This window comes from Mesorhizobium kowhaii, assembly GCF_042431665.1.
GTDB classification, from domain to species: domain Bacteria; phylum Pseudomonadota; class Alphaproteobacteria; order Rhizobiales; family Rhizobiaceae; genus Mesorhizobium; species Mesorhizobium kowhaii.
The window spans coordinates 1-9587 of the sequence record NZ_JBHLYT010000071.1 but is presented as its reverse complement, the minus strand read 5'-3'; the positions used below and the strand labels follow the sequence as shown (position 1 = coordinate 9587).

Genomic DNA, 9587 nt, shown 5'->3' with positions numbered 1-9587 from the left:
GCGTGCGTGTGTGGTTGGCGACAGGCTACACCGATATGAGATGTGGCTTTCCATCGCTGGCGCTCCGGGTGCAGGAGGTCCTCAAACATAATCCCCTTGGGGGGAACCTGTTTTGCTTCAGGGGGAAACGCGGAAATTTGTTGAAGGTCATATGGCATGACGGCCAAGGAGCATGCCTGTTAACAAACTAACTGGCTTCATACTACAGCCCTTTCCTTGAGATCGGAGCATTTTGAGGAGTTGAGTCGGCGGATAGCCTCTGCCCGATGGGCAAGCTGGTTCCATCGGCTGCACTGTTTGGCTGGGACGTGCGGTCCTGGCAGCTCATAGAGGCTGATATAGCCGTTGTAGGTATGTCTTTTCACGATGTCGTATTTCGCCCATCTGACCAGGGTACATTCGGTGATCCCGAGTTTTGCGCAGGCTTCTGCTTTTGTCAGCATTCCCCGCTCGCGCTCTCCGGCAGATAGCCCGCTTCACGAAAGGCGACAGCACCCGTGATACCGCCATGCAGTTGCCGGTCGCCTCGATCACCACCTCGTCCGTCGCCAAAAGGCTCTTGACGAAGCCTTCCAGCGCCGTCCGGGTCAAATCTACTTTTGTCTCCAGAGTATCCGAAACACTTGAAGGTCGCGGCTTGAGCGTAGGCCAGATCGGTGATCTCGCTACCAAGGCGCGCGATGCAGGCTTTCCTATCCTTAGCGATCACACATATGAAAGCGCGTTGTGGATCATCGCCGAAGGGATGCGGCAGGGAGGCCGAGGCGTTGCTTACGAGGTACGTCGTTCTGGCCGATCGTCCGGTACCGGACGCCTTGGGTTACCTCACAGCAGCTCTGGAGGTTTCATCCCGCGGGCTCAGTCGGAAACGACTTTCAGAATTGCAGACAATTGTCGCTGCCCATGCCACACGGTACGATCTGCTAATCATCACCGAGTTGGACCATGCCATTCCACTTGGCCCAGAGCGCGACACGAACGCGATCTTTCGCTTAGCCGCAGGCCAGCATGTAACGGCTGTGATCGATCAGGTCCGGCCTCAAGCCATTCGCATGACATCAAAAAATACGGACGAAGTCGTGGCCGGTGCCGTCGAACAGGCTCTTGGCCATTTCAGCAAAGGAGGTTCTTGATGTCTTTGTTGCAGGTTCGAACAACCATAAACAAGATTATCAATTCCGCCGCCAAAGGCGGCGATATCAGCACAAAAACTTTGATCGAAGCGCTGCGAAAAGATTATGCCGTGATCATTTCAGCCGCACAGTCAGAACTCGAAACCATCGCGTTGACCAAGATTGTAAACGAAGTTGCCCGCCGGCGTGTCCGAGAGGTGCCAGGTCAGAGCGAGCTTCTCGGTGGCTACTCCGGCATCTGGCAGACCATTGTCGTCAAAAGCCGCGGACCTGACGGCAAACTGCGATATGAACGTAAGGCAATAAACGTTGCTACGCCCGAAGAGGTTGAAGGCTGGCTGCAAGAACACACACAAACGCGCCGCAGTCAGCCAGAGAAATTTGCTGGTATGCGCCGTATGCTAGAGGATGCAAGGAACGTTGGTGGGGCCAACGGCGCCACCATCGGCAGCCTCCTGGCCGAGAAGCGCCGCCGAGAGCTGGCCGCGGAGTAGCTCACAACCTTAAGCTCTATGAGCCTCGCAGTAGCGTCAAGGCATTAGCGGTTCTAGGAACATCCAGCTGAGCTGTTTGGAGCCACCGGCCTTGCCGAAGCTGTGTTGGAAAATAGAATGTTGACTGTCGATAGTCACTTACGAGAGCGTGCCGTTCAACGACCGAATCGTGGAGATGCAGGTTTTCAGAATTGGTTCTGCCGATTTACGATTTTACGAGCATTGCGTGCCGTTCAACCCCGCGCATACGACGAGGCGCTCGGGATCGACACGCCGCGCATGTGGACTGCCGCTCGCAACCGTGGGCCACTAAACAACACGCGCCGCCTGACCTCCCCAAAATCCTCATGCTCCCCAAATGCAGAAATACCCAGAGCTATCCTCCCGTGGCTCGCGGGTTCGTTCTCCGGAGGCTTCGGGCCCCTATCGGCAGCGAAGCCCCCGACCGACCTTTATCGAGAGGTGTTTGGCTGAGGCAGCCGTTCTGCCGGCAGCCTCTTTCGCCATTGCGCAGGGAGCCTGCCAACCCGAGGCTTTGCGGCGCTCGTCGCTTCACGATTGTCGGCCTCCTCGGCTAACGTTGCGATCCCCATCCGAACGGTCTCTCAGGTTTCTTAGTTCCCATCCTTACAGTCCGCTAAATCATCCAGCTCTCTCCCCTAAATGCCGGGCTTCTGTAAGTAGTTCAACATCGGAGGTTCTTCTGGATTTCGTGATTATACCAATGCTATAGACGCTTGCACTTTGCGAGTTCTTCGATATAGAAAAAGAATAAGCCGAATGGGGATCGGGGGAGGCGCTAGCATGGCGAGATCGACGGTCGTCGGGAAGATTGAACAGAAGGCTGGTCAGAAGCCGGATAGCAAGACCGTTTTGGCTGGGAATCACTCGAAAGAGCTTTTCTTCGCCGTTGTCGGTCCGGTAGGGGCAGGTGCGTCGCAGGCGATCAAGGCACTGCAACGCGTTTGCAAGTCCGGCGGCTATGAAGTTCACCTGATCAAGGCAAGCGACTTGATCCGAACCTGGGCAAATGAGAACGGCCTGGCCTTCCCTGGTGTCGGCACCAAGACCTTGGAACTGGTTACCGAGTTGCAGAACCTCGGTGACTCGATGCGCGAGCATGACATGGCCGAAGTCGCCAAGGCGGCAATGCGCGAAATCGCACAGCGACGTGCCAATCGCACCGGTCAGACGTACGTCAAGGGCGAGAAGGTCATTCCCGACAGCGTCAAGCGCGTCTATCTTATCGATTCGATAAGGCACCCGGCCGAAATTCACCTGTTACGCAGAACTTATGGCAACGCATTCGGGCTGATCGGAGTCGTTTGCGAGGAGGGCGTGCGTCGCGCACGAATTCTCGAGAAATACTTCCGCGGGCCGGAGAAAGGGCTGCCCGAAACACAGAACGCCGTCGACCGTTTCATGGATCGTGACTCGGACGACTCCAGTCGCAAGCATGGCCAGCATGTGACCGAGGCGTTCTACGAGGCGGATTTCTTTATCGACAATACCCGTGACGACCCGAACGGCACCAAGAACCTGCTGGACACCGATTTGAGCAGGTTCGTTAGCATCATCTCGCATGATCGGGTGGAGCGGCCCACCATAGAGGAGACCGCGATGCACCATGCCCACTCCGCGCGCGTGCGCAGCGCCTGTCTATCCCGACAGGTGGGCGCGGCATTGGTCGACGCCGATGGAACTGTGGTTGCGACCGGAACGAACGAAGTGCCGGCGGCCGGAGGTGGCGTCTATGGTGAGCGCTTCGCGACGTCGAGTAGAGGCATTGACGATCATCGTTGCGCTTTCCGCGCCGAGGCGTACTGCAGCAGCAATCGCGAGCAAAACGACATCATCGACAACTTGATCGAGGTCATTCCGGAACTGAAGCAGGTTTCGGACAAGATCGACCTGGCTGCGCGCATCCGGAAGACTCGGCTGGGGGGCCTCATAGAGTTCAGTCGTGCGGTCCATGCCGAAATGGATGCGCTGCTGTCGGCCGGGCGCGAAGGTGTCTCGACCGTCGGTACCCGCCTCTTCGTCACGACATATCCGTGCCACTATTGCGCCAGACACATCGTCAGTGCCGGCGTGTACGAAGTTCAGTTCATCGAGCCATACCCCAAGAGCCTGGCCAGAAAGCTGCATAGCGATTCCATCGAAGTGACCCCGTCCGAGTGGATACCGCCGGTCCCAAAGAGCATCGGTGCCGCGCGGGCACAGCTGCGTACCGCTTCGGACGTCGATAAGGACGACGTTAAGCTCAATGAGCCTAAGGTGCTTTTCAGACCGTTCGTAGGGGTAGCACCCCGGATGTACGTCCGTGCATTCGAGAAGACGTGGCAACTCAAGAATAAGACAAGCGGTGAATTTGAGATGCGGGCACCAGAATGGGGTAGCGAATGGACCACCTTGACGGTAGGCTATCCCGAACTCGAAGCAGCCTTGGCGAAATAGCGTGGCGAAACCGCAACTCACACTCGTCGAGAATACCGGAAGCTGGCATAGCCGCGTCGATGGTCGCGTTGTCGCGCAGACGCATGAGGTCGCCACCCGTGATACTGTGCAGAGCTCACCACGCGCTGATCAGCTCGATTTGTTCGACGCGCTTGCTCTTCCCGATTTGCGCGTTTTCGTCGTTGCCATGGATACCGTGCACGGCCGGACGCTTCAAAAGGCAGTGCTGTCTAGCAAACCCAGGTCGGTGATCGATCTGCGATACGCAGCCCGTTTTGACCAATACGGATCTGACAGGGATACGTTGTTTGCCTATTTCAAGTCGGTCGGTTCTTACTATGCCTTGGACTCAATGCCTTGGCATGACCTTTCGATCCGCGACTTCATGACTGAGGGCGGCGTTCAAGTCCCCAGAGTTCATCATGAGCTGGTCGAGCTGGACAGAGGGGCAGTGATGTTCTTCGTTCCAAAGCCTCAGCACGCCAGCATGCTGATTGCGTACCTGAACCGGACGCTCTCGGCCAAAGCCAAGACCAGTTGGCGGATCGAGCAGATCGGCTGATTTTAGAGGGAGCCGCCGGTTTCCGAGTCCGTATCTCGCCGTATCTTCTTGCCTCTTTCCCTACGGAATCTCATAACGTGAGGTCAAACGCGGAAACAGCACCTACAAAAGCCTATCTGTACCGAACGGTACAACATTGTCGGGTAACGTCGGCATGCGCTCCCCGGTAAGTCGCGCAAATAGCTCGGGGGCCATGCCAAGATTGGCAAGCAGGTGGTAAAGGACAATCGGGTCACGGTTGGAAATCCAGCTGATGGCCGCGCGCAGCAGCTCTGGCTCCTCGATCGCAACCCGTTCGTCGTAGCGCTCCGCCTTAGCTTGTCCGGTCTTTACCAGTTGGATGTTGGCGGTGCGATATTGCGCAGCGTCGATTAGGCCCAGATCAAACGCGCGCCGGGCGATGGCGCGTACCGAAACCTTCCAACGAAGCTTCATTGCAAACAGTGCATTCCAATCGAGAGTCCGCCGACTTCGAGGAAATTCACGCGCGAACGCGGCGCGCGGGATCAAAAAGGCCCCGGCGAACCGGTGCGCCTCCCCTTCAGTGACACTGTCGCCGGTCTGGATGCCTTGATGCATAATCAGGTGAGCGGCTTCGTGTGCGAGGTCGAAGCGCAAGCGGGCGCCGGCAACTTTCGCGGTTGAGCGAACGATGATAGGCCGGCGCCGAGCCATAGACAGCGCATCGATGCGGTCAGTGAGATCATCGAAGTGGACCACCACTGCACCAGCATTCTCCACAACACGCATCATACTGGTGATTGGACCATCAAGGCCCAGACCCCAGTGCTGTCGAGCATTCTCGGCAATGCGCTCTATCGCGTTGGGCGAAGCGGGGCGCGCCTCCTCTGGAAAGTCGACAATCGGCATGCGCACCTGGCCCTCGAGCGCGTCAACTAGTGCTTCCAAAGCTGTCCCCCGAGCCACAGCCTGCGCAGTCAGCGCTCGTGGGGCGCTCGCCAGCCGACGGAAGTGACAGTCTTCTTCACGGACGGGGTTCGTCGCCGGCGTTGCGAAGAACGCAGACGTCACCGCGAGCGCAGCTGCTAACGCGTCACGCATCTCTTCGGTTGGTTCCTTGGCGCCCGTTTCAAGCTGATGAACAAACTGACGGCTAGCGGTCACAAGCCCGCCTAACTCATCGAGCGACAGCCCTGCGAGCAGTCGCGCCAGTCGGAGCTTGTCGCCGTAAAAGAAACGTGCCCGATCCTCCCGGACTTGGCCCGGCGCACCTCCCTTCATTGTCACGCTTACACCCCGTCGGAAGAAGAGGCGATTTCGTCGCCACGCTCGTCCTGGTCGTCCCGGTGATCGCCGACAGACGGCGATGAAAGTTCAATACCCTCAGGTCGCTCTTCGTCCAGTACAGCGATCAAAGGCTCTGCCTCAGCAAGGGGCAAGGGCCACACGACTTCGGGCTGGTCGTTGCGTAACGCGACGAAACTAGCTCCGAGGAGCGCGCCATCCATATCGGTCGTTACACCGATTCGAAACAGCATGCCGGCGGTCGGAATGCCTGGCTCCAGATCAAGCAGCAGTTGCTCGAAGGGAGTGGCAATCGAAATCTTTGCCGTAGGCTCTGCGGGATCTCCGCGCCAGAAGCGCATTGGAACACCGCCGATGCTGAACTGGAAATGCTTGCCGGGATCAATTACTCTTAGCCATTCGAAACCCAGTGTGCCGGCAGCCTTTGCGATCTGAAAGCAGCCGTAGTTGTAGGCGCAGACTCCCAAGGTCCAGTTGTCGTCTCCTATTGTGGGGTCAAAGCGATCGACCGCACTGCCACGGCCCAAGGCGAGCAGCTGTGCAACCTTGACAAGCCGTTCTACGGTCAGCTCGGGGTGATAGTCCCAAGGCAGCATCTTCACTCTCTCTTTCTCGAATCGGGCATTTCTTAGAGTCTGTCAACCATAAGGATCATTGTCAACCAATGCGCGCCGAAAGGCGGATGTATGGGTTGAACTACTGAAATGGAGCCGCTTTGCTGCTGCTTCGCTCCGAGAATGAGGATGGCGGTGACAGATCGCAGTTCGCTTGCTATGCGCTGAAATGTGCATATATTGTGCGTATGAGAGGCCGGAGATTTGTCATGACCCACGCACAGCTTGCACATTCCAGGGTGGTCTCAGGCTTCGTTGACAGCCTGCAGGAGCCACGCACACCCTATATCTCGCCAAAGCGCCTGTCGCAGGCGCTTGGCGTGAAGGTGGCCAACCTGGCACAACTGACCGGTGTCCACCGCAACACGCTGCGCAACCCAGCCTCGGAGCGCCTGCAGGGCAGGATGCGCGAGATGGTGAAGGTGATTTCCGCAGCCACCGAACTCACCGGCGACGTCGACAAGGCGATCTACTGGTATCGCAACGAACCGATCGCCGATTACGGCCACCGCACGGCTGCGGAGCTCGTTGCGGACGGCCGGGTCGAGGCCGTCCTGGCCTTCGTTCGTGATCTCGAAAACGGCGCGCGCGGGTGAAGATCACCCGGGTCGGGCCGGACGAGATATTCCATCGCTATCTGACACCCAAATGGGCTTTTTTGCCCATCAGCGGTGCAGGCGCGGCGATTGACGGCGGTCGTTTCAACCGGCCAGGCGTCGAAGCGCTCTATCTGTCCCGTTCGACCCAGACCGCTCTTGATGAATACAAGCAGGGTGCCGGCATCACCCCGCCGGCGACCCTTGCCGCTTACAAGATCACGCTCGCCGACGTCGCCGACCTTTCGCAGGGGTTCGACCCGAATGCGTGGGATAGTGCCTGGAAGGAATGGGATTTGTGCCTGGCGCCAGATCGCTCGCATTGACAGGAAGATACCTTCATCGTGGAAGCTTGCGGACATGGTCATCACCGCCGGGCTTCGCGGCATCCTGTTTCCGTCGCTGCGTCACGCCGGCGGCACCAATCTGGTGATCTTTCCGGCCAATCTTGTCGACGGCGATCATGTCGCGGTTCACGATCCCGATGACCGGCTCCCGCACGACCAGTCGTCCTGGTCCTGAGTCATCGACCGTCTCTGTGGTCGCAACGCGACAACGCGTGCTCACCACACCTGGTCCTCAACGACATCGTCCTCGCCCTCCCCGCTTGCCAGCCCGGCCGGAATATCGCCGGCCAGCATCTTTTCCTTCAACAGCAGGCCTGCATCCTCGGGCGCCTCGAAATCCGGCAGCTGGCGCAGCGTGTCGAGCCCGAACTGCGACAGGAAGTTCTTCGTCGTCACATAGGTATAAGGCGCGCCCGGCCGCGGACTGCGCGGCCCCGAGGCGATCAGCTGCTCAGCGCGCAGTACGCCGATCAGATCGCGTGACACCTCCTTGCCGAAAAAGCTCGACAGCTCACCACGCGTGATCGGCTGGAAATAGGCAATGCACATCAGCACCAGCGCCTCCGACTGCGACAGCTCTTTTGTCCCCTGCTCCGCGGGCGTGCCAAATGCACAGTGGATGGCGTCGCCAAATACTTTCTTGGTCCGGTGCTGCCAGCCGCCGGCGACCGCCACCAGCTCGTAAGGGCGGCCGGCGAGCTCGGCGCGGATGTCGTCGATGATCAGCTCGAGATTGCAGCTTCTTCCCACCACCCGCGCGAGGACACTACGTGTCACCGGTTCGCTGGCAGCAAAGATCACCGCTTCAACGCGACCCATCCACTCGCGCCAGCAGTTCTGGCGGCAGGTGCTCCAGCTCGGTGTCGACCAGCATTCGCTGGACATTTTTTTTCGCCCTTTCGTCGCTCGCTGTCTCGGCCATCGCTAAAGTCCAAACAGCCGGAAAGAGGAACGGCCAGACAGCTCGCGCACCGCCTCGAGCTGTCGCAGCCGCTCGAACAGGCGGCGCGCCGCAAAACGCGACAGGTTTTTGGTCGTCAGCGAGCCCGAAACGGCGTCTTCGTTGAGCAGCAGAAAAATCACATCACCGGCGCCCTTGGCGCGCAGTTTGGCCCGATCGCCAGAAGTTTTTCGGCGCGGCGCGACAGCTCGGCGGCCAGCTGGCAGGCCTCCGCCGCCGCCTGGGCAAGCGCCAGGCAGACCGCAGCCTCAAACCCCTCTTGTCCCGGCCGGATTCTTTTGTCGCGCGCCTCCGTCGACCGAAATGCCGGACCCAAAACCTGCGCCATCAGGAGCGGCAGCGGCCGCGGCCAGCGCAGGCTTTGCGCCAGCACCAGGTCGGCCAGCTACCAGGCCAAAAGCTCGGCATCGGGGCGCAGGGTAACGGTATGAGCGGCGATCGCCGCGGCCGCGAACGGCGCCGGCCGCCGCGACCGCGCCAATTCCTCGATTTGCACGCAAAGCGCGGCGAGCGCGGCGCCGTCCCAGGCGACCCCGAGCATTTCGACAATCTTGGCTAGCCGATCGGGGCTGGCTGCCGGCGGCCGCAGCGCCAGTTGCCGCCAGGCGCCAAGGACAGCGCCGGCGGGGCCGGGATCGGCGCCGGCCGGGCAAAGCTGCCAGGCATCGCGCAAGGCGGCTTCGTCCTCGGCGCGGCTGGCTAGCCGCATGCTGGCGGCGGCGCATTTGAGCGCCAGCCGCTGGCGCCAGGCACCGGACCAGGAAGGCTGCGCCCGGCAAAGCGTGTCGAGCGCGCCCAAGGCGGCTCCGGCCTGGAAGGCGGCGTCAGCGTTGCTCGGCGCGCCGCCCCGGGCGAGCGCCCAGGCCGGAACGGTCGGCTCTGGGGCGGGGCTGGCAGTCGTGGGATCGAGCCGAGTCATGGTTTTGCAGGGTAAAGCACCCGTGCGCTTTCCGCCATGATTTTCGCGCCAAAGCGCACAGCCTGTCGTCAGTAAATAACGAATGATAATGTTGCATTATCGTTCGCTTTGCTCTTTATAGAAGAAATGGCCGTTGTCGTTCGTTTTTCACCGGCGGACAGCCTCGTTTAGGCGTCAGATCGACGAGAATTCGCGTTCATTGAGCGGACCCGGTTTGCGCTCAAGCCCCGGACAGCCT

The 9587-nt window shown here is 59.7% G+C and carries 11 protein-coding genes and 3 pseudogenes; 8 read left to right on the top strand and 6 right to left on the bottom strand.

Features of this window, described 5'->3' with window-relative positions:
- The first annotated feature begins 2 nt into the window (after nucleotides 1-2).
- On the top strand, nucleotides 3-191 hold the full coding sequence (gene tnpB / locus ACFFNA_RS33980) for an IS66 family insertion sequence element accessory protein TnpB (RefSeq protein WP_378924231.1): 189 nt from the start codon (nucleotides 3-5) through the stop codon (nucleotides 189-191).
- Between the two features lie 6 nt (nucleotides 192-197).
- Here the strand turns inward: tnpB and ACFFNA_RS33975 are convergent, their stop codons facing one another.
- Together ACFFNA_RS33975 and ACFFNA_RS41310 are read right to left on the bottom strand one after the other, a co-directional pair.
- Complete coding sequence (locus tag ACFFNA_RS33975; RefSeq protein ID WP_167392282.1) at nucleotides 198-443, bottom strand: hypothetical protein; 246 nt, start codon at nucleotides 441-443, stop codon at nucleotides 198-200.
- 22 nt (nucleotides 444-465) lie between these two features.
- Nucleotides 466-600 (bottom strand): annotated as a pseudogene (locus tag ACFFNA_RS41310) (IS110 family RNA-guided transposase); the annotation flags it as partial.
- 281 nt (nucleotides 601-881) lie between these two features.
- Here ACFFNA_RS41310 and ACFFNA_RS33970 point away from each other — a divergent pair.
- The 4 genes from ACFFNA_RS33970 to ACFFNA_RS33955 all read left to right on the top strand — a co-directional run bounded on the left by ACFFNA_RS33970 (nucleotide 882) and on the right by ACFFNA_RS33955 (nucleotide 4646).
- Entirely contained in the window at nucleotides 882-1133 is a 252-nt protein-coding gene (locus tag ACFFNA_RS33970; RefSeq protein WP_143748883.1) for a hypothetical protein, read from the top strand.
- Nucleotides 1133-1627: a hypothetical protein gene (locus tag ACFFNA_RS33965; protein WP_095090245.1), complete on the top strand. Its 495-nt coding sequence runs from the start codon at nucleotides 1133-1135 to the stop codon at nucleotides 1625-1627. Before ACFFNA_RS33970 ends, ACFFNA_RS33965 begins: the two co-directional genes overlap by 1 nt.
- A gap of 804 nt (nucleotides 1628-2431) precedes the next feature.
- Complete coding sequence (locus tag ACFFNA_RS33960) at nucleotides 2432-4084, top strand: anti-phage dCTP deaminase (RefSeq protein ID WP_095090246.1); 1653 nt, start codon at nucleotides 2432-2434, stop codon at nucleotides 4082-4084.
- 1 nt (nucleotide 4085) lies between these two features.
- Nucleotides 4086-4646, top strand: a complete 561-nt coding sequence (locus ACFFNA_RS33955; protein ID WP_095090247.1) for a hypothetical protein — start codon at nucleotides 4086-4088, stop codon at nucleotides 4644-4646.
- A 102-nt stretch (nucleotides 4647-4748) separates the two neighbouring features.
- Here the strand turns inward: ACFFNA_RS33955 and ACFFNA_RS33950 are convergent, their stop codons facing one another.
- Both ACFFNA_RS33950 and ACFFNA_RS33945 read right to left on the bottom strand, forming a co-directional pair.
- Nucleotides 4749-5888: an ImmA/IrrE family metallo-endopeptidase gene (locus tag ACFFNA_RS33950; protein ID WP_095090248.1), complete on the bottom strand. Its 1140-nt coding sequence runs from the start codon at nucleotides 5886-5888 to the stop codon at nucleotides 4749-4751.
- An 8-nt stretch (nucleotides 5889-5896) separates the two neighbouring features.
- On the bottom strand, nucleotides 5897-6514 hold the full coding sequence (locus tag ACFFNA_RS33945) for a hypothetical protein (RefSeq protein ID WP_378924228.1): 618 nt from the start codon (nucleotides 6512-6514) through the stop codon (nucleotides 5897-5899).
- Nucleotides 6515-6735: 221 nt separating this feature from the next.
- Here ACFFNA_RS33945 and ACFFNA_RS33940 point away from each other — a divergent pair, with 221 nt between their 5' ends.
- From ACFFNA_RS33940 to ACFFNA_RS33930, 3 genes are read left to right on the top strand one after another with little or no spacing between them, the layout of a single operon-like run.
- Nucleotides 6736-7122, top strand: a complete 387-nt coding sequence (locus tag ACFFNA_RS33940) for a hypothetical protein (RefSeq protein ID WP_095090518.1) — start codon at nucleotides 6736-6738, stop codon at nucleotides 7120-7122.
- Nucleotides 7119-7448, top strand: a complete 330-nt coding sequence (locus ACFFNA_RS33935; RefSeq protein ID WP_378924226.1) for an RES family NAD+ phosphorylase — start codon at nucleotides 7119-7121, stop codon at nucleotides 7446-7448. Before ACFFNA_RS33940 ends, ACFFNA_RS33935 begins: the two co-directional genes overlap by 4 nt.
- Nucleotides 7449-7482: 34 nt before the next feature.
- Entirely contained in the window at nucleotides 7483-7644 is a 162-nt protein-coding gene (locus tag ACFFNA_RS33930; RefSeq protein ID WP_378924224.1) for an RES domain-containing protein, read from the top strand.
- Between the two features lie 41 nt (nucleotides 7645-7685).
- Here the strand turns inward: ACFFNA_RS33930 and scpB are convergent.
- Both scpB and ACFFNA_RS33920 read right to left on the bottom strand, forming a co-directional pair.
- Nucleotides 7686-8391, bottom strand: a pseudogene (gene scpB, locus ACFFNA_RS33925) (SMC-Scp complex subunit ScpB).
- A 2-nt stretch (nucleotides 8392-8393) separates the two neighbouring features.
- A pseudogene (locus tag ACFFNA_RS33920) lies at nucleotides 8394-9349 on the bottom strand (DUF1403 family protein).
- Nucleotides 9350-9587: the final 238 nt, after the last annotated feature.